The sequence below is a fragment of the Pseudomonas sp. MWU12-2020 genome (genome assembly GCF_023100605.1).
Classification (GTDB): Bacteria; Pseudomonadota; Gammaproteobacteria; order Pseudomonadales; family Pseudomonadaceae; genus Aquipseudomonas; species Aquipseudomonas fluorescens_H.
In genome coordinates this window covers 16160-32092 of sequence record NZ_JALMEX010000013.1, presented here as the reverse complement: position 1 = coordinate 32092, position 15933 = coordinate 16160, and the positions used below count along the sequence as shown (strand labels likewise).

Here is a 15933-nt window from a genome sequence, read left to right as displayed (position 1 = left end):
AGGTGCAGACCTTAACATGACCGGGGGGTACTGTGCTTCAGGCAGCCAGAAAGTAAGAAGCCTCCCAGCTATCAGACTGGAAGGCTTCGCGGCGGTAGCTGCCTTTACCCTTGGTTGGTCGTTCCTGGCGGCTGCGGAACAGGGGTTGGGCGATGATGGATTTGGCCTTGTTCGGGCCATGTTTCGATGGCTTTTTGCTCATGATGGATCTCTCGAGTGATTGGTTTTTGCGGGGGAAATAATCTGCCGATGTTGGATGTCTGTCCAGTCCCTGATATGTAGGAATGTTCTGACGCTTTCGCGAGCAGGCTCGCTCCCACATTTGGAATGCATTTCAATGTGGGAGCGAGCCTGCTCGCGAAGGGTCGTTATGCGGTATGACAGGTTATTCGGCGGGAAGAGTCAGGCGCTGGCCGGACATCAACAACGCCAATCGACTCAGGCTCATCCACGGCGAACCGGCGGCTTGCCCCTTGATCTGCGCATCGATGCGCTGGGCTTCGAGCAGCAACTGCGCCCAGCGTTGTGCCGAATAGCGTTGCAGGGCTTTGCTCATCAGCGGTTTGCGCTTGTCCCAGACCGGTGGTTTTGCCTGGCTGAAGCACTTGTCCAGCGGCGTGCCCTGGCTGTACTGCAGCGAGATATTGGCCAGCAGGCGCAACTCCCGCGCCAGCGCCCAGAGAATCACCGGAGGCTCGACACCCTCACCGCGCAGGCCTTCGAGCATGCGCAAGGCGTGGGCCGGTTCACCGTTGAGCACGGCGTCGGTCAGGCCGAACACGTCGAAGCGCGCACTGTCGGCCACCGCGGCCTGCACGGTTTCGACGGTGATCTGGCCACCTTCGGCCATCAGCTTGAGCTTTTCGATTTCCTGCGCGGCGGCGAGCAGATTGCCCTCGACGCGCGCGGCGATCAGTTCGACCGCGTCCTGGCTGGCCGACAATCCGGCCTGCGAGAGGCGTTGGCGAATCCAGCTCGGCAGCTGATTGGCATCCACCGGCCAGATCTGAATGAACTGGGTCTGCTGGCCTTCGACCAGCGCCTTGCCCCACTTGGTCTTCTGCGCACTGCCATCGAGCTTTGGCAGACTGATCAGCAGCACAGTGTCTTCGGCAGGGCGCGAGCAGTATTCGATCAGCGCGGCAGCACCCTTGTCACCGGGCTTACCCGAAGGCAAACGCAGCTCCAGCAGGCGCTTTTCAGCGAACAACGACATGCTGGCGCCGGCCTGCAGCAAGGTACCCCAATCGAAATTGGCATCGGCGGCGAACACCTGGCGTTCGTCGAAACCTTGCTGGCGGACGGCGCTGCGGATGGCGTCGGCGGCCTCCTGGCACAACAGCGGGTCATCGCCGCTGATGATATAGACGGGCGCAAGAGCGCCTTGCAGGTGTTTGCCGAGTTGAGCGGTAGCGAGCTTCATAAGAGAGGGCGAACGGGGCGCCTGAGCGCCCCGTACGTCTTACTGCTGCGGCAGTTCGAGCGGCGACTGACGCGGCGTTTCCGCTTCAGCCTTCTGTGCCGCTTTCAGGGCATCGGCTTCAGCCCGGGCGCGATCGTTGGCCGCTTGCTGCAGTTTCTCCAGTTGACCCGGCGTCAGCTGTTGCAGGCGCAGCATCATGCGCTGAACCAGCTCGCGACGAGTTTCGTTGCGAGCGTCGTTGGCTTCCTGATCGGAGCCGACCAGGTTGTTGCCGTCGTGAATGAACACTTTCTGTACTTCAAGCTTGTCGCTCAACAGGTTGAGATTGTGTTCGCCCACGATGTTGTAGTTCAGCACGGTGTTGACCTGGTATTCGCCAGTACGGCCGGCGCCGGCGTAGCTGAGGATGCGCTGGCTTTCCTGCTCGTCAGCCAGATACAGCTTGTACGGTGCACCGCTGTAGACCTTGACGCCGCTGGACTCCAGCACCTGACGCAGCTGGGTGACGGTTTCGCCATAGGCGTTGCGGGCGCTCAGGTCGAGTTCCTTGATTGCCAGTTCGGTGGTGCCAGTGCCACGCAGCTGGAAACCGCAGGCGCTCAGCAGAACAGCGAGGCCCATCACCAGCAGATTGCGTTTGATCATTGTGTTGCTCCCCTTGAAACCATGTGGGCCGACCCTGCGGCCCGAAAGGTTTTACAGTGCGTCAGGCGAACCTGACGCCCAATCCAATTTAGCTGGCGACGATGTTGACCAGTTTCCCCGGTACAACGATCACTTTGCGAATGGTGAGACCGTCGACGAAACGCAGCACGTTTTCGTTGGCGCGGGCTGCCGCTTCGACTTCCTCGCGAGTGGCGCTGGCCGGCATTTCGATCTGGCCACGCAGCTTGCCGTTCACTTGAATGACCAGTTGCAGGCTGTCCTGCACCAGGGCGCTTTCATCGACCGCTGGCCAGCCAGCATCGATCACCGGGTCAGCGTGGCCCAATTGATTCCACAGCTCATGGCTGATGTGCGGCGTGATCGGAGCCAGCAGCAGCGTAACGGCTTCCAGGCCTTCGTGAATCAGTGCGCGATCCTGCTCGGTGCCTTGCGCGGCTTTTTCCAGCACGTTCATCAGCGTCATCACCTGAGCGATGGCGGTGTTGAATTTGTGGTTCTGGCCGACGTCGTGGCTGGCCTGCTTGATGGCCAGGTGGATGGCGCGGCGCACGGCTTTCTGCTCGTCGTTCAGGCCGGCGATGTCCAGTTTGCCCGGCAGGCCCTGGGTGACGTGGGCCTGAGCCAGACGCCAGACGCGCTTGAGGAAGCGGTGCGAGCCTTCCACGCCGGAGTCGGACCATTCGGCGCTCATGTCCGGCGGCGAAGCGAACATCATGAACAGGCGGCAGGTGTCGGCGCCGAACTGATCGATCATCGACTGTGGGTCGACGCCGTTGTTCTTGGACTTGGCCATTTTCTCGGTGCCACCGATTTCCACCGGCAGGCCGTCGGATTTCAGTTTGGCGCTGATGACCTTGGCCTTGCTGTCACGCTCGAGTTCCACGTCCGCCGGGTTGAACCAGGTGTAGGCACCGTTGGCTTCGCGACGGTAGTAAGTCTCGGCGATCACCATGCCCTGAGTCAGCAGGTTCTTGAACGGCTCGTTGGAGCTGACCAGGCCTTCGTCGCGCATCAGCTTGTGGAAGAAGCGCGCGTACAGCAGGTGCAGAATCGCGTGTTCGATACCGCCGATGTACTGATCCACCGGCAGCCAGTGGTCAGCCGCGGATTTTTCCACCAGGCCACCTTCGAAGTGCGGCGAAGCGTAGCGGGCGTAGTACCAGGACGACTCGACGAAGGTGTCCATGGTGTCGGTTTCACGCTTGGCAGGCTGGCCGCATTTAGGGCAGCTGCACTCGTAGAATTCCGGCATGCGCGCCAGCGGCGAACCGGCGCCGTCCGGCACCACGTCTTCCGGCAGAACCACCGGCAACTGGTCTTCCGGGACCGGCACGTCACCGCAGGTGGCGCAGTGGATGATCGGGATCGGGCAGCCCCAGTAGCGCTGACGGCTGATGCCCCAGTCGCGCAGGCGGAACTGGGTGCGCGAGGCACCGAGGTTTTTCTTGATCAGTGCAACTTCCATGGCATCGAACGCGCCAGCGAAGTCCAGACCGTCGAACTCGCCGGAGTTGATCAGCGTGCCGTGCTCGCCGTAGGCGTCTTGCCACGGAGCCGGGTTGGTGTCACCGGAGCTGGTGCGCACCACCGATTTGACCGGCAGGTTGTACTTGTGGGCGAATTCGAAATCGCGCTCGTCGTGCGCCGGAACCGCCATCACCGCGCCGTCGCCGTAGTGCATCAGCACGTAGTTGGCGACCCATACCGGGAGTTTTTCACCGGTCAGCGGATGCTCGACGAACAGGCCGGTCGGCAGGCCTTTCTTCTCTTGAGTGGCAACGTCGGCTTCAGCGACGCTGCCGCCCTTGCATTCGGCGATGAACGCTTGCAGCTCAGGATTGTTCTGCGCGGCCTGGGTGGCCAGCGGGTGTTCGGCTGCCACGGCAACGTAGGTTGCGCCCATCAGGGTGTCCGGACGGGTGGTGAAGACCTTGAGGGTGCCTGCTTCGCCGATCGAGTCGACGTTGTACGGGAACTGCACTTCCATGCCGCGGGACTTGCCGATCCAGTTGCGCTGCATGGTCTTGACCTGTTCCGGCCAGCCAGTCAGTTCGTCGAGGCTCTCCAGCAGCTCATCCGCGTAGGCGGTGATCTTGAAGTAGTACATCGGGATTTCGCGCTTTTCGATCAGCGCGCCGGAACGCCAGCCGCGGCCGTCGATCACCTGCTCGTTGGCCAGTACGGTCTGGTCGACCGGGTCCCAGTTCACGGTGCCGTTCTTGCGGTAGATCACACCTTTTTCGAACAGGCGGGTGAACAGCCATTGTTCCCAACGGTAGTAATCCGGTTTGCAGGTGGTCACTTCACGGGACCAGTCCACCGCCAGGCCCAGGCTGCGCAGCTGGGACTTCATGTAGGCGATGTTTTCGTAGGTCCACTTGGCGGGTGCCACGTTGTTCTTCATCGCGGCGTTTTCCGCCGGCATACCGAAGGCGTCCCAACCCATCGGTTGCAGAACGTTCTTGCCTTGCATGCGCTGGTAGCGGGAGATCACGTCGCCAATGGTGTAGTTGCGCACGTGCCCCATGTGTAGCTTGCCGCTGGGGTAAGGGAACATCGACAGGCAGTAGTAGGTCTCCTTGCCTGGCTGTTCACTGACTTCAAAGGACTTTTGCTCGTCCCAGAACGACTGGGCGGCGGCTTCGATTTCACGGGGCTGATATTGTTCGTGCATGGCTACTTTTGTACTGGATAGGGGTGGCCTAATCCTCTTCAACGCGCCCTCCGGGGATGCTCCGGACAAGCTGGAAGTGGAATTACAGGAAGCGCCGTAGCATACATGACCGCGCTTGGCCTAGGGAAACCCTGATTACAGCTGTCTGGCCCCGGAAAACCGTGGCGAGGGCCGTTGGTCGCGGCGTTCAGCCGGTTTGTGCAGCGAAGCTAAGCTCTTATTGGGGAGTGAGTCTTATCTTCAATGAGGTGAGGGATGGTGGAGCAACGGCAAAAAAACGTGACGAAACCCGAGTTGTACGAACGGTTGATGGATCGTCTGGGCATGGCCCTCGACGCTGCCAAAACCGCTGGCCGGCTGCGCGACGAGCGCCCCCTGGAACTGGAATTGCGTGGCTTGAGCCCCGCCGAGTTCAAACTGGTCAAGGCCTACCTGGATCGCTGTGAACGTGAAACGCATGGAAGCTTGTCTCAGGCAGTGAAGCAGCTCGATGCACCACAATCGGCCAAGGTCATCTGGCTCAAGGACAAGGCGCCCGGCAAAGACACCGTCAAGGTTCGCTCTTTGCAGGCCAAGTAAGCGCAAGGCAGCAGGAAACGGATCTTTTTCAACAGGATCCGACCCTATCGGTTGTAACGCTCTATTAACACTCTTAGGCTTCGGGCATCTCTGGAGATGCCCCGATGCCTTTTCGTTACTTCATCAAACAACTTTTATTGCCGCCCGGCATTCTTTTGCTGCTGTTGTTGGTCGCCTGGTGGCTGCGCCGCTCCCGACCGCGGCTGGCCGCTGCGTGTTTCGCCATTGGCCTGGGTGGTTTCTGGCTGATGAGCCTGCCAGTGGTGGTGCAGTGGGGCGCCAAGGCGCTGGAGCGTGAGCCGCCGCTGCCCCGTGACGCGTGGTCGATGCTGGCGCAGCGGGCTGACGCCATCGTGGTATTGGGTTCCGGGCGTGAGCGCGGCGATCTGGCCTGGGGCGAGGATCAGCCGACCGGCGTTGGACTGGAGCGGCAGCGCTACGCCGCGCGGCTGGCCAAGGCGTCCGGCTTGCCGATCCTGACCAGTGGTGGTTTGCATTACGGCACACCGCCGACGGAAGCGAAGCTGATGGCCGATTCGCTGCGCGATGATTTCGGCGTGACAACGCGTTGGCAGGAAGGCGAGAGCCGTACCACATGGGAGAACGCCAAATTCAGCGCCGATATGTTGCTGCCACAGGGGATCAAACGTGTCGTGGTGGTGACCCAGGCCTGGCATATGCCGCGCGCCGTCTGGTGTTTTCAGCAGGCAGGTTTTGAAGTGGTGCCGGCACCCGTAGGGTTTCTCGGAACCGACAATGCACGACCGTTTGGTGGCTGGCTGCCGGAGTTCAAGTCGATCTGGCAGAGCGGACAGTTGCTGAATGAGGCGGTGGGGCAGGTGGGGTATTCGCTGTTTTACCGCTAAATCACTCAGTGGCAGTGAGGCCTTTTGTGGCGAGGGAGCTTGCTCCCGCTGGCCTGCGCAGCAGGCCTGATCCAGGTAAACGCACTGTCTTAGACAGATCGCGTGCGCTGGATTTACGACTGCTTCGCAGCCGAGCGGGAGCAAGCTCCCTCGCCACAGGTCAGTGACCTGCTTTTAAAGGGTTTTCGACATCCGGCTCGCCATCAGTGCCCAGCCGAACAGCAGCACGCACAGAATAATCAGCGGCCACGAACGCCATTCAAGGTACGGCGTCAGGTTGTGCATCGGCACCACTTCGCCATACAGAATGCCCTGCTCGAACTGCGGGATCTGCTCGGTGATCTGCCCGAACGGGTTGATCAGTCCGGTCACGCCGTTGTTCGTAGCACGGATCATCCAGCGGCCCGCCTCAAGTGCGCGCATCTGCGCCATTTGCAGGTGCTGCAACGGGCCGATCGAGGTGCCGAACCAGGTGTCGTTGCTGATCGTCAGCAGCAGATCGCTGCGTGCCGACAAACCGGCGGCGAACTCCGGGTACACCACTTCGTAGCAGATGAACGGCGCGATCTGATAACCCTTGGCCTGCAGCAACGGCTGATCCGCCGGGCCGCGAGCGAAGTCGGACATCGGCAAATCAAAGAACGCGATCAAGCCGCGCAGCAGATCCTGCAGCGGCACGTACTCACCGAACGGCACCAGTTTCTGTTTGAGATAGGTGCCATCGCCTTCGCCGACCACGGTGATGCCGTTGAAGAAGCGTTTTTCGTGGCGCACCGTCTCGCGGATCGGCACGCCGGTGATCAGTGCTGATTTACGCTCGGCGGCGAAGGTGCCCATCATGTTCAGGTAGCCCTCGGCGGACTCCTTGAGCACGGGTACCGCGGTTTCCGGCCAGATCAGCAGGTCCACCGGTTTGGAGCGGAAACTCAGGTCGCGGTACAGCGCCAGTTGCGCGTTGAGCTGCGCCGGGTCCCATTTCATGCTTTGTTCGACATTGCCCTGAATCGCCGCGACAGTCAGCGGTGCACCGGCTGGACTGGTCCAGGCGTGGCCCTTGAGCGCGATGCCCGCCACCCAAGGTCCGACCAGCAACACCAGGCCTGCGGCGATAAAACCTTTGCGAGCGGATTGCAGCAGGCGCGGCGCGTTGTAGATCAGCGCGGCAGTCAGTGCCAGAACGAAGGACACCAGCCACATGCCACCGACCGGCGCGAGCCCGGCCAATGGGCCGTCGAGCTGGCTGTAACCGGAGTAGAGCCACGGGAAACCGGTGAGGAACCAGCCGCGAAAGGCCTCCTGACCGACCCACAGTGCAGCAAACGCCAGCGCATCGGCCAACGGTGCCTCGTTGCGGCGCAACCAGCGCGCCCAGACCCACGCGGGCAGGGCGAAGAACAGCGCGATCGCTGCGGTGAACAGCAGCATCAGGAACCCGGCCAGCAGCACCGAGGCGCCACCGAAGTGGTGAATGCTGTAGTAGATCCAACTGGTCCCGGCGCCGAACAGGCCGAAACCGAAACACCAGCCACGGCCCAGTGCCTGACGCGGTTTCAGCTCGCGCAGGCCGGCATAGAACAGGCCGACCGCCAGCAAGGCCAGCGGCCAGATGTTGAACGGGGCCAGGGCGAAGGTGGTGATTGCACCGGCCGCCACGGCCAACAGGTTACCGGGCCAGCCGGGGCGGGTTGTCCAGCGCATTTCAGTCCTTAGATTTAACGAGCGATTGGCGTCAGTCGCAGCAAATGAATCCGACGGCTGTCGGCGTTCAGGATGCGGAAGCGATAGGCGCCGATTTCAGTGATTTCGTTGCGTTTTGGCAAGTGCCCGAACGCGCTCATCACCAGACCACCGACGGTGTCGAACTCGTCGTCGGAGAATTCGCTGTCGAAGAACTCGTTGAAGTTCTCGATCGGCGTCAGGGCCTTGATCAGGAAGTCACCGCTGGGCAGTGGTTTGATGTAGCTGTCTTCTTCGACGTCGTGCTCGTCTTCGATGTCGCCGACGATCTGCTCCAGCACGTCTTCAATCGTCACCAGACCGGCCACGCCGCCGTACTCGTCGATGACGATGGCCATGTGGTTGTGGTTGGCGCGGAATTCACGCAGCAACACGTTCAGACGCTTGGACTCCGGCACGAACGTGGCCGGGCGCAGCAGGTCCTTGATGTTGAAGCTGTCGCCGTTCTCCTTGAGGATCAGCGGCAGCAGATCCTTGGCCAGCAGCACGCCCATCACGTCGTCGTGGCTTTCGCCGATGACCGGGTAGCGCGAGTGGGCCGAGTCGAGCACGGCAGGCAGGAATTCACGAGGGGTCTGGGTCGCCTTGATGCTGATCATCTGCGAGCGCGGGACCATGATGTCGCGTACTTGCAGGTCAGCCACCTGAATGGCGCCTTCGACGATGGCCAGCGCTTCGCTGTCCAGCAGTTTGTTCTGATGTGCATCACGCAGCAGCTCAAGCAGCTCCTGACGGTTCTTCGGCTCGTGGGCAAAAGCCTGGGTCAGTTTACCCAGCCATGACTTCTGCCCGTTGCTCGATCGATCTTCGCTCATAGCGATTACTCTGAATCCTTTGTTGTAACGATAGGGGAGGTTTCGGCTTCGTCGTCCGCGTACGGATCGGGATAGCCCAGTTCGGCAAGCAACTCGCGTTCCAGTGCTTCCATTTCTTCGGCTTCGTCGTCATCTATATGGTCGTAACCGAGCAGATGCAAGCAGCCGTGAATGACTAGATGTGCCCAATGGGCCTGGAGTTCCTTGCCTTGTTCGGCAGCTTCGCGTTCGACCACGGCCACGCAGATCACCAGATCGCCGAGCAGCGGAATGTCGAGAAACTCGTCCGGGACTTCGGCCGGGAACGACAGGACGTTGGTCGCGTAATCCTTGTGGCGCCAGGTGTGATTGAGTTCGCGACCTTCTTCCTCGTCGACCAGGCGAATGGTCATTTCCGAGTCGGCGGTGCGCTGGCGCAGGGCCAGTTCGCACCATTTGCGGAAGTCGGCTTCACTTGGGGCGTTCGCTTCGGTAGCGATTTGCAGATCCAGCTCAAGCATCGCGCGAGGTTTCCTTGGCAGCTTCGGCACGGGTCTCGAAGCGCTCGTAGGCCTCGACGATCCGCTGCACCAACGGGTGACGCACGACGTCTTTGGGCTGGAAATGGGTGAAGCTGATACCCGGAACGTCCTTGAGCACTTCGATCACATGATGCAGCCCGGACTTGGTGCCGCGCGGCAGGTCGACCTGGGTGATGTCGCCGGTGATGACGGCGGTAGAGCCGAAGCCGATCCGGGTCAGGAACATCTTCATCTGTTCGACGGTGGTGTTCTGGCTTTCGTCGAGAATGATGAAGCTGTTGTTCAGCGTCCGACCGCGCATGTAGGCCAGCGGCGCGACTTCGATCACCTGACGTTCGATCAGCTTGGCCACGTATTCGAAGCCGAGCATTTCGTACAGCGCGTCGTACAGCGGGCGCAGGTACGGGTCGATCTTCTGGCTCAGGTCGCCGGGCAGGAAGCCGAGTTTTTCACCCGCTTCAACCGCCGGACGCACCAGCAGGATGCGGCGGATCTGCTCGCGCTCCAGGGCATCAACGGCGCAAGCCACGGCCAGATAGGTCTTGCCGGTACCGGCCGGACCGATGCCGAAGTTGATGTCGTTGCCGAGGATTTCCTTCACGTAGCGCAGCTGATTCAAGCCACGTGGGCGAATCATGCCTTTCTTGGTGCGCAGGGCGACGGAGGCTTCGGCGGGGGCGTGGTTGTCCAGTTCGACGACGGCCGATTCCTGGAGGAACAGGTGCACCATGTCCGGCGACAGCTCGGTACCCTTGGTTTCCCGGTACAGGCGGCGCAGCAGGTTTTCCGCAGACTTGGTGTGTTTGGGGTCGCCGATCAGCTCGAACTGGTTTCCGCGATTGCGGATCTCTATGGCCAGGCGTTGCTCGATCAAGCGCAGGTGCTCGTCGAATTGCCCGCACAGATTGGCGAAGCGGCGAGCCTCAAAGGGCTCGAGGATAAAACGATGTGGTTCTATGGGTGCGTTCAAGGTCGTATTTAGCCGCCCTGGGGCAATTAAGATGAAATCAAGGATAACGCCAGTGGCGTGGGTGCGAAAGCTCTTATATGAACTCGCCCGATTCATGCCCCTGGCGCTGTACCTGTGGGAGCGAGCCTGCTCGCGAAGGCGGCGACACATTCAACATTGAGGTGTCTGACAGACCGCTTTCGCGAGCAGGCTCGCTCCCACAGGGATATGCGGTGTTATTGAATCAACGAGCCGCGCAGCGAGTGCGGTTGCGCCGCGTCGATGTGCACGTCGGCGAACTGGCCGATCAGGGTCGGATTATCGCAGCGGAAGTTGACGATACGATTATTCTCGGTGCGCCCTTGCAGCTCGCCCGGGTCCTTCTTCGAATAGTCGGTGACCAGAATGCGCTGGATCGAGCCGACCATTTGTCGGCTGATCTCGAACCCTTGCTGATTCAAGCGATGCTGCAAGGCGTTCAGGCGTTCTTTTTTCAGCTCTTCAGGGGTGTCGTCGGCCAGATCGGCGGCCGGGGTGCCCGGGCGCTGGCTGTAGACGAAGGAATAGGAGAAGTCGAAACCGACGTCGGCAATCAGCTTCATGGTCTGCTCGAAATCTTTTTCGGTCTCGCCGGGGAAGCCGACGATGAAGTCCGAGCTGATGCAGATCCCCGGCACCGCAGCGCGCAGTTTGCGCAGCTTGGATTTGTACTCCAGCGCCGTGTGGTTGCGCTTCATCGCCGCGAGGATCCGGTCGGAACCCGACTGCACCGGCAAGTGCAGGTGTTTGACCAGCTCCGGCACTTCGGCGTGGGCCTGGATCAGGCTGTCGGAGAACTCCAGCGGGTGCGAAGTGGTGTAGCGAATGCGGTCGATGCCATCGACGGCAGCGACCACACGGATCAGCTCGGCCAGATCGGCCAGGCGCCCGTCGTGGGTCAGGCCGCGATAGCCGTTGACGTTCTGCCCGAGCAAGGTCACTTCACGCACGCCGTTTTCCGCGAGGTGGATGATCTCGGCAATCACGTCATCGAACGGCCGGCTGACTTCTTCGCCACGGGTGTAGGGCACCACGCAGAACGTGCAGTACTTGCTGCAACCTTCCATCACCGACACGTAGGCGCTCGGGCCGTCGATGCGCGGCTCGGGCAAATGGTCGAATTTTTCGATTTCCGGGAACGAGACGTCGACTTGCGGCAGCTTGCTGCTGCGTGCAGCGTCGATCATTTCCGGCAGGCGGTGCAGGGTCTGCGGGCCGAAGACCACGTCGACGTACGGCGCGCGATCACGGATCGCCGCGCCTTCCTGGCTGGCCACGCAACCGCCGACGGCGATCACCATGTCCGGGTTGGCCAGTTTCAGTTCACGCCAGCGGCCGAGCTGCGAGTACACCCGATCCTGGGCGCGTTCGCGGATCGAGCAGGTGTTGAGCAGAATCACGTCGGCGTCTTCCGCACGCGCGGTGACTTCCAGGGCCTGATGTTCGCCCAGCAGATCGACCATGCGCGAGCTGTCGTACTCGTTCATCTGGCAACCGTGGGTTTCGATGTAAAGCTTCTTGGCCATGGAGTAGGGTCGTCACGTGATTCAAAGAACCGCGCATTATAGGGAACAAGCCCTCAGGTTCCTACCGCTGTGCGTCCGGTGGCTATGCTATAGTTTGCGCCCTCATTTTTATCCCCGATGTTATCCGCCCGCCATGACCAAACGCGAAGCTCCAATCTACAAGGTGATTTTCCTCAACCAGGGCCAGGTGTTCGAAATGTACGCCAAGCAGATCTATCAAAGTGATCTGTGGGGTTTTCTGGAAGTGGAAGAGTTCGTCTTTGGCGAGCGCACGCAAGTGGTCGTCGATCCGAGCGAAGAGAAGCTCAAGGCACAGTTCGAAGGCGTGGTGCGCAGCTTTGTGCCGATGCATTCGATCGTGCGCATCGACGAGGTGGAGCGTCTGGGCACCCCGAAAATCAGCGAAGCCCGTGGCGCGGTCGGCAATGTGATGCCGTTTCCGATGCCGATGCCTGAGAAGTAGGGCTCAGAACCGCGTCGCCCCCTTCGCGAGCAGGCTCGCTCCCACAAAAGATCTTCGCAGCGCTGGAGATCAAATGTGGGAGCGAGCCTGCTCGCGAAGGGGGATAGTCAGAGCAAAGCAGAAATCAGGGAAGTGGCGAAAACGGCGTACGCCCATCCGCGCTCTGCAGTTCCATCAGGTATTTACGGAAAATTTGCCCGAGTACCTGGGTCGCGGTTTCGAGGTCTTCGCGGGACATTTTTTCCGAGACTTCGTCGGCGGTGTCCAGCGCATCTTCGGCGCCGTTGACCGCGGCCATCTTCAGCACGATGTACGCCTGAATGTTGTTGGCCTGCACGCCTTCGCCGTGGAAGAACATGGTGCCGAGCTTGAACTGTGCCTGAGCATGGCCTTGCAGCGAGGCCTTTTCGAAATAGCTCAGGGCTTGATTGAGGTCGCGCGGCGCATTCTTGCCGTCGTAGTAGAACTCACCCAACTCGTATTGCGCTTGCGCATCCCCTTCGTCCGCCGCTTTCTGGCAGGCAGCCAGTGCCTGCGTGACGTCTTGCGGCTGAGTATTGAGGGTGCAACGACCCATCGCCGGGATCAACAACGAGTTGCCGCCTGCTTGTGCATGCGCGAGCAGGGGCTGAAGGAGCAACAGGCAGCCCAAGGCAAGGGTGCGGCCGGTGCGGTTCATGGGAATCGACTTACCTCTGAAGGGCACGCGGACCCATCGAGGGATCCAATAAGCGCGCATTATGAAATAAGCGGGGCCAACCTTACAAAGTCTTTACTCGTTTTTCTGCTGCGCGGGGAATATATCGCCCACTTTCTGGCGGATTTTTAGCAGAGGCGTGGGAAAAACGGCGTGGGTGTAGGTAAAAGCTGACGCTGGCCATGGCCAACGTCAGCGGGACGGCCATTACTTCAGTGCGGCGAAGGCGCGCTCGGCAGCGTCCAGGGTGATTTTCAGCTCGGTTTCGCCGTGGGCGATCGACGTAAAACCGGCTTCGAAAGCGCTCGGTGCCAGATAAACGCCGCCTTCGAGCATCAGGTGGAAGAAGCGCCCGAACAGTGCCGCGTCGCTGGCCATCACGTCTTCAAAGGTGACGATGTCGTCGGCGCCGCTGAAGTACAGGCCGAACATGCCACCCGCTTGCGTGGTCACGAACGGAATGCCCGCCGCATCGGCGCGTTGTTGCAGGCCGTCGAGCAGGCGCGTGGTGTAGTCGGTCAGTTCGGCGTGGAACCCCGGACGGCTGATCAGGCGCAGGGTGGTCAGACCGGCAGCCATCGCCAGTGGGTTACCCGACAGGGTGCCGGCCTGGTACACCGGGCCCAGCGGCGCAATGCGCTCCATGATTTCGCGCTTGCCGCCGAAGCAGCCGACCGGCATGCCGCCACCGATGATCTTGCCGAACGTGGTCAGATCCGGGGTCACGCCGTAGTGCGCCTGGGCGCCGCCGAGGGCGACACGGAAACCGGTCATCACTTCGTCGAAAATCAGCACCACGCCATGCTTGTCGCACAGCGAACGCAGGCCTTCGAGGAAACCCGGCGCCGGCGGTACGCAGTTCATGTTGCCCGCGACTGGCTCGACGATGATGCAGGCGACGTCCTGACCGACTTCGGCGAGCATCTTTTCCACTGCGTCGATGTCGTTGAACGGCAGGGTCAGGGTGTGTTTGGCAAACGCTGCCGGTACACCGGCGGAGCTCGGCACACCTTGGGTCAGCGCGCCGGAACCGGCCTTGACCAGCAGGCTGTCGGAGTGGCCGTGGTAGCAGCCTTCGAACTTGATAATGCTGTCCCGACCGGTGTAACCACGGGCCAGACGAATCGCGCTCATGGTCGCTTCGGTGCCGGAGCTGACCATGCGCACCATGTCCATCGACGGCACCAGCGAGCAGACCAGATCGGCCATCTCGGTTTCCATCGCGGTCGGCGCGCCGTAGGACAGGCCGTGTTGCAGCTGATTGCGCACCGCGTCGAGCACATCCGGGTGGCTGTGGCCGAGGATCATCGGCCCCCACGAACCCACGTAGTCCACATAGCGCTTGTCGTCTTCGTCGGTGACGTAGGCGCCTTCGGCATGCTTGAAGAACAGCGGTGTGCCGCCCACGCTCTTGAACGCGCGAACCGGCGAGTTCACGCCACCGGGAATGTGTTTCTGGGCATTGGCAAACAGGGTTTCGGAACGAGACATGATCGGGCTCTCAAATCAGATTTTCAGAAGTTCGTTGAAGGCGCGCGCGCGGCGGGTCACTTCGGCGGTGCTCTCGGCACCGAACAAGCCGTGGACCACCGCCAGCAGGTCGACCCCGTGGGCCACCAGCGGCGCGGCGTTGTCGAGGGTGATGCCGCCGATCGCGCAGACCGGCAGGTGCAGCTTGCGTTTGGCCTCGTCGAGCAGATCGAGGCTGCAGCTTGGCGCGCCGGGTTTGGTGTTGGAATTGAAGAAGCGGCCGAAGGCGACATAACTCGCGCCTTCCTTGGCGGCCTGTTCAGCCAGTTCGAGCTGCGCGTGGCAGGTCGAACCGATGATGGCCTTGGAGCCGAGCAGGGCGCGGGTCGGCGACAGCGGGCCGTCGGTCTGCCCCAGGTGCACGCCGACGTTGAGACGCGCGGCCAGCTCGGCGTCATCGTTGATGATCAACTGCGTCTTGTAGCGCTCGCACAGGTTACGCAGCGCTTCGGCCTCGCGCAGACGGCGGGCCTCGTCGCTGCTTTTGTCGCGGTATTGCAGCAGGGTGACGCCGCCTTCCAGCGCCGCCTCCACGTACGACAGAAACTTGCCCGCCAGCAATTGGCTGTCGGTGATGGCGTACAGGCCACGGAGTTTCATCAGGCAGACCTCACGACGTTACGAGCAAAAATCCAGCGGCAGGCGACGCGGCACAAACTGGCCTTTGCCCAGTTGTTCGGCGTCGCGCAGGGTGCGCCAGGTGTAATCCAGTGCGGTACGCACGGCGCTGGCAAGGTTTTCACCCTGGGCCAGCCGACCGGCGAGGGCGCTGGCCAATGTGCAGCCGGAACCGTGATAACTGCCCGGCAAACGCTGGCAATAGAAGGTTTCACGCAGGCCGTCACGGCTGTACAGGCGATTGTGGATTTCAGTTTCGTCGCCATGGCCGCCGGTGATCAGCAGGTTTTTGACGAACGGCAAGAGTTTTTCCGCGCACTCGTCCGCCGTGCCTTCGGGCAATTCGGCGAGAATCCGCGCTTCGGGAAGGTTGGGGGTGGCAATGATCGACAGCGGCAGCAGACGCTCGCGCATCGCATAACCGACTTCATCCTTGCCCAGGCGTCCGCCGCCGCCGGCACGCAACACCGGGTCGCAGACCACCGGCAGGTGCGGGTGCGCCGAAAGCAGTTCGACCACGGTGTCGACCATTTCCAGCGAACCGAGCATGCCCAGTTTGACCGCAGCGACTTCGGAGTCGTTGAGCACGGCATTGGCCTGGGCCAGTACCCACTCACGGTCGAGGACGCGAAAGTCAGTGACGTTGACGGTGTCTTGCACGGTCAGGGCGGTGACGGCCGGAGCCGCATGGCAACCCTGCGCGAGCAGGGCTTCGATATCTGCCTGCAAGCCGGCGCCACCACTGGGGTCGTGGCCGGAGAGACAGAGGACAACGGGGCGGGAGCTGTAGATATTCATGGTGCGCGAGCTTACCACCAAACCTGATTTTG

The 15933-nt window shown here is 61.5% G+C and carries 16 protein-coding genes; 3 read left to right on the top strand and 13 right to left on the bottom strand.

Annotation, left to right across the window (positions count from 1 at the left end; translation table 11 throughout):
• Nucleotides 1-37 precede the first annotated feature (37 nt).
• The 4 genes from arfA to leuS form a co-directional block, all read right to left on the bottom strand.
• Nucleotides 38-202 (bottom strand): alternative ribosome rescue factor ArfA, encoded by a 165-nt coding sequence (gene arfA / locus M0814_RS23995; RefSeq protein ID WP_003228536.1) that lies wholly within the window; start codon nucleotides 200-202, stop codon nucleotides 38-40.
• A 183-nt stretch (nucleotides 203-385) separates the two neighbouring features.
• Nucleotides 386-1423, bottom strand: coding sequence for a DNA polymerase III subunit delta (gene holA / locus M0814_RS23990; protein ID WP_103486249.1), 1038 nt, complete (start codon nucleotides 1421-1423; stop codon nucleotides 386-388).
• A gap of 39 nt (nucleotides 1424-1462) precedes the next feature.
• A complete protein-coding gene (gene lptE / locus M0814_RS23985; protein WP_003228533.1) occupies nucleotides 1463-2068 on the bottom strand; it encodes an LPS assembly lipoprotein LptE in 606 nt (201 codons plus the stop codon).
• Between the two features lie 88 nt (nucleotides 2069-2156).
• On the bottom strand, nucleotides 2157-4763 hold the full coding sequence (leuS, locus tag M0814_RS23980) for a leucine--tRNA ligase (RefSeq protein ID WP_003228532.1): 2607 nt from the start codon (nucleotides 4761-4763) through the stop codon (nucleotides 2157-2159).
• A gap of 255 nt (nucleotides 4764-5018) precedes the next feature.
• On the opposite strand from leuS, the gene M0814_RS23975 reads away from it, so the two are divergent.
• Both M0814_RS23975 and M0814_RS23970 read left to right on the top strand, forming a co-directional pair.
• On the top strand, nucleotides 5019-5342 hold the full coding sequence (locus M0814_RS23975) for a hypothetical protein (RefSeq protein ID WP_103486248.1): 324 nt from the start codon (nucleotides 5019-5021) through the stop codon (nucleotides 5340-5342).
• Between the two features lie 104 nt (nucleotides 5343-5446).
• Nucleotides 5447-6208: a YdcF family protein gene (locus tag M0814_RS23970; protein ID WP_103486247.1), complete on the top strand. Its 762-nt coding sequence runs from the start codon at nucleotides 5447-5449 to the stop codon at nucleotides 6206-6208.
• 174 nt (nucleotides 6209-6382) lie between these two features.
• Here M0814_RS23970 and lnt read toward each other — a convergent pair whose 3' ends face one another.
• The 5 genes from lnt to miaB all read right to left on the bottom strand — a co-directional run bounded on the left by lnt (nucleotide 6383) and on the right by miaB (nucleotide 11795).
• Nucleotides 6383-7906: an apolipoprotein N-acyltransferase gene (gene lnt / locus M0814_RS23965; RefSeq protein WP_103486296.1), complete on the bottom strand. Its 1524-nt coding sequence runs from the start codon at nucleotides 7904-7906 to the stop codon at nucleotides 6383-6385.
• Between the two features lie 14 nt (nucleotides 7907-7920).
• Nucleotides 7921-8760, bottom strand: coding sequence for an HlyC/CorC family transporter (locus M0814_RS23960; protein ID WP_003228526.1), 840 nt, complete (start codon nucleotides 8758-8760; stop codon nucleotides 7921-7923).
• 5 nt (nucleotides 8761-8765) lie between these two features.
• On the bottom strand, nucleotides 8766-9260 hold the full coding sequence (ybeY, locus tag M0814_RS23955; RefSeq protein WP_003228524.1) for an rRNA maturation RNase YbeY: 495 nt from the start codon (nucleotides 9258-9260) through the stop codon (nucleotides 8766-8768).
• Nucleotides 9253-10251 carry a PhoH family protein gene (locus M0814_RS23950; RefSeq protein WP_103486295.1) on the bottom strand — a complete coding sequence of 333 codons (999 nt, stop codon included), beginning with the start codon at nucleotides 10249-10251 and terminating at the stop codon, nucleotides 9253-9255. The genes ybeY and M0814_RS23950 overlap by 8 nt, the downstream gene beginning before the upstream one ends.
• 215 nt (nucleotides 10252-10466) lie before the next feature.
• Nucleotides 10467-11795 (bottom strand): tRNA (N6-isopentenyl adenosine(37)-C2)-methylthiotransferase MiaB, encoded by a 1329-nt coding sequence (miaB, locus tag M0814_RS23945; protein ID WP_007960557.1) that lies wholly within the window; start codon nucleotides 11793-11795, stop codon nucleotides 10467-10469.
• Between the two features lie 133 nt (nucleotides 11796-11928).
• Here miaB and M0814_RS23940 point away from each other — a divergent pair, with 133 nt between their 5' ends.
• Nucleotides 11929-12258: a DUF1820 family protein gene (locus M0814_RS23940; RefSeq protein WP_003185742.1), complete on the top strand. Its 330-nt coding sequence runs from the start codon at nucleotides 11929-11931 to the stop codon at nucleotides 12256-12258.
• Nucleotides 12259-12382: 124 nt separating this feature from the next.
• On the opposite strand, the gene M0814_RS23935 is transcribed toward M0814_RS23940, so the two are convergent.
• The 4 genes from M0814_RS23935 to M0814_RS23920 all read right to left on the bottom strand — a co-directional run bounded on the left by M0814_RS23935 (nucleotide 12383) and on the right by M0814_RS23920 (nucleotide 15901).
• Entirely contained in the window at nucleotides 12383-12937 is a 555-nt protein-coding gene (locus M0814_RS23935; RefSeq protein WP_003228518.1) for a tetratricopeptide repeat protein, read from the bottom strand.
• Between the two features lie 225 nt (nucleotides 12938-13162).
• On the bottom strand, nucleotides 13163-14446 hold the full coding sequence (gene hemL, locus M0814_RS23930) for a glutamate-1-semialdehyde 2,1-aminomutase (RefSeq protein ID WP_098965768.1): 1284 nt from the start codon (nucleotides 14444-14446) through the stop codon (nucleotides 13163-13165).
• 15 nt (nucleotides 14447-14461) lie between these two features.
• The gene (gene thiE, locus M0814_RS23925; protein WP_003228513.1) at nucleotides 14462-15085 is read right to left on the bottom strand and encodes a thiamine phosphate synthase; all 624 of its coding nucleotides are present in this window, start codon (nucleotides 15083-15085) and stop codon (nucleotides 14462-14464) included.
• Nucleotides 15086-15103: 18 nt separating this feature from the next.
• Nucleotides 15104-15901 carry a hydroxymethylpyrimidine/phosphomethylpyrimidine kinase gene (locus tag M0814_RS23920; RefSeq protein WP_007960553.1) on the bottom strand — a complete coding sequence of 266 codons (798 nt, stop codon included), beginning with the start codon at nucleotides 15899-15901 and terminating at the stop codon, nucleotides 15104-15106.
• Between the last annotated feature and the right edge of the window lie 32 nt (nucleotides 15902-15933).

Coding starts and splice junctions, on each gene's coding strand:
- arfA (WP_003228536.1), bottom strand. CDS start 202: ATGAGCAAAAAGCCATCGAAACATGGCCCGAACAAGGCCAAATCCATC.
- holA (WP_103486249.1), bottom strand. CDS start 1,423: ATGAAGCTCGCTACCGCTCAACTCGGCAAACACCTGCAAGGCGCTCTT.
- lptE (WP_003228533.1), bottom strand. CDS start 2,068: ATGATCAAACGCAATCTGCTGGTGATGGGCCTCGCTGTTCTGCTGAGC.
- leuS (WP_003228532.1), bottom strand. CDS start 4,763: ATGCACGAACAATATCAGCCCCGTGAAATCGAAGCCGCCGCCCAGTCG.
- M0814_RS23975 (WP_103486248.1), top strand. CDS start 5,019: ATGGTGGAGCAACGGCAAAAAAACGTGACGAAACCCGAGTTGTACGAA.
- M0814_RS23970 (WP_103486247.1), top strand. CDS start 5,447: ATGCCTTTTCGTTACTTCATCAAACAACTTTTATTGCCGCCCGGCATT.
- lnt (WP_103486296.1), bottom strand. CDS start 7,906: ATGCGCTGGACAACCCGCCCCGGCTGGCCCGGTAACCTGTTGGCCGTG.
- M0814_RS23960 (WP_003228526.1), bottom strand. CDS start 8,760: ATGAGCGAAGATCGATCGAGCAACGGGCAGAAGTCATGGCTGGGTAAA.
- ybeY (WP_003228524.1), bottom strand. CDS start 9,260: ATGCTTGAGCTGGATCTGCAAATCGCTACCGAAGCGAACGCCCCAAGT.
- miaB (WP_007960557.1), bottom strand. CDS start 11,795: ATGGCCAAGAAGCTTTACATCGAAACCCACGGTTGCCAGATGAACGAG.
- M0814_RS23940 (WP_003185742.1), top strand. CDS start 11,929: ATGACCAAACGCGAAGCTCCAATCTACAAGGTGATTTTCCTCAACCAG.
- M0814_RS23935 (WP_003228518.1), bottom strand. CDS start 12,937: ATGAACCGCACCGGCCGCACCCTTGCCTTGGGCTGCCTGTTGCTCCTT.
- hemL (WP_098965768.1), bottom strand. CDS start 14,446: ATGTCTCGTTCCGAAACCCTGTTTGCCAATGCCCAGAAACACATTCCC.
- thiE (WP_003228513.1), bottom strand. CDS start 15,085: ATGAAACTCCGTGGCCTGTACGCCATCACCGACAGCCAATTGCTGGCG.
- M0814_RS23920 (WP_007960553.1), bottom strand. CDS start 15,901: ATGAATATCTACAGCTCCCGCCCCGTTGTCCTCTGTCTCTCCGGCCAC.